This is a genomic window from Chloroflexota bacterium, assembly GCA_040902225.1.
GTDB lineage: Bacteria > Chloroflexota > Limnocylindria > QHBO01 > QHBO01 > CF-167.
Window position 1 is genome coordinate 870,707 of record JBBDXT010000004.1, and the last position, 1,502, is coordinate 872,208.

At 67.4% G+C, this 1,502-nt stretch carries 1 protein-coding gene; it reads left to right on the forward strand.

The annotated features are described in order from the left end of the window. The first annotated feature begins 59 nt into the window (after positions 1-59). Positions 60-530 carry a DnaJ domain-containing protein gene (locus WEB29_06670; GenBank protein ID MEX2136626.1) on the forward strand — a complete coding sequence of 157 codons (471 nt, stop codon included), beginning with the start codon at positions 60-62 and terminating at the stop codon, positions 528-530. Positions 531-1,502: the final 972 nt, after the last annotated feature.

Below are 1,502 nucleotides of genomic sequence, written 5' to 3' on the forward strand. Positions count from 1 at the left end.
CCCCCCCCCCCCCCCCCCCCCCCCCCCCGATCGACGCACGAGCGCGCTAGGCTGCTCGAATGGAGAGGCGCGACCCGTATCGCATCCTGTACGTCATCCGAGACGCGGATCCCGATGTCGTTCGGGCCGCGTACCGCGTGCTCGCCCGCAAGCTGCATCCTGACGGCAAGGACGCACCCCTCGACGCTGCTGCCGAGCGGCGCATGGCGGATCTGAACTGGGCATACGCACAGGTGCGAGACGAAGCCGCTCGCAGGGCCTATGAGCGCGACCGGATGGCCAACCCGCCTCGTACCGCGGCCGAGCCGAGGAGCCATGGAGCCCCACTGCCGGATGACGACGACGCCACCCATGTCACGCTCGACTTTGGCCGTTACCAGGGTTGGACGCTGCGTGACGTAGCCAGGCGGGACATCGACTACCTCATCTGGTTGCGGCGACATGCGTCCGGCGCACGCTTCCGCGCGGCAATCGACCGACTCGTGCGCGAGCAGCAGCCCGTGGAGCGTCCTGCCCGCAATAAGCGCTGACCGTCAGCGGGGCAGCTCTGCCACCATTCCGAGCACGACAGGAAGTAACCGCAGCGGGGGCAGATGAGCTTGCATTTGCGCTCTTCCATGGTCGAGCCGCAGTTCGCGCAGGTGCGGATCAGCTCGCCCGGGTCGAACGCCGCGACTGGACCGATGACGCCGGCTGCTCCTCGCGGAGGCTCGCTGGCTCAGGCGTTGACTGAAGCATGGGTGGCAGGACAGACCGATGGTTCGGGCGTCCACCCGGTTCTGCGGCATAGCAGAACCCCGGCAGGGCTGCCCTGCCGGGGTTCGTCCGGTCCCCACCGATTTGGTGGAGGAGCGGTTCAGTCGCCGCTACTTGGAGCAGACGGCATAGATGGTCCAGCCCGCATCAGACACGCTCAAGCTCACAGTCCACGCGTCGGTTGCACTTGGGTAACTATCGATCGTGTACTGCGAATTCTGGGTTCCACCAGTAGCGGCGAGGCCGCTGTAGCCGCCACCGATAACGATCGGGTTTGCGGCTGGACACGTCTGGGTTGCCGTGGTGCCCGTCACCGCCGAGGACGGGTATACGACCAAGCCCGACAACGAGCTGGGGCCGGAAGCACCCTGGGCTCCCGAGGCACCGGAGGCGCCGGTCAGGCCCGAAGCGCCCGAAGCACCGGTCACACCAGAAGCACCGGAGGCACCGGTCAGACCCGAGGCACCCGAGGCACCTGAAACACCGGACGCACCAGACGCACCGGAGGCACCGGACGCACCGGTCAGGCCTGAAGCACCGGAGGCACCGGTCAGGCCTGAAGCACCGGAGGCACCGGTCGCACCAGTTACACCAGAGGCACCAGTCAGGCCAGAGGCACCTGAAGCACCCGATGCACCAGTCTCACCGGAAGCACCGGTCAGACCAGACGCACCGGTCAAACCAGACGCACCGGTCAGACCAGACGCACCGGTCAAACCAGACGCACCGGTCAGACCAGACGCACC

Bases quoted from the DNA above. Each gene is read 5' to 3' on its own strand.
- WEB29_06670 (MEX2136626.1), top strand. From the start codon at position 60: ATGGAGAGGCGCGACCCGTATCGCATCCTGTACGTCATCCGAGACGCG.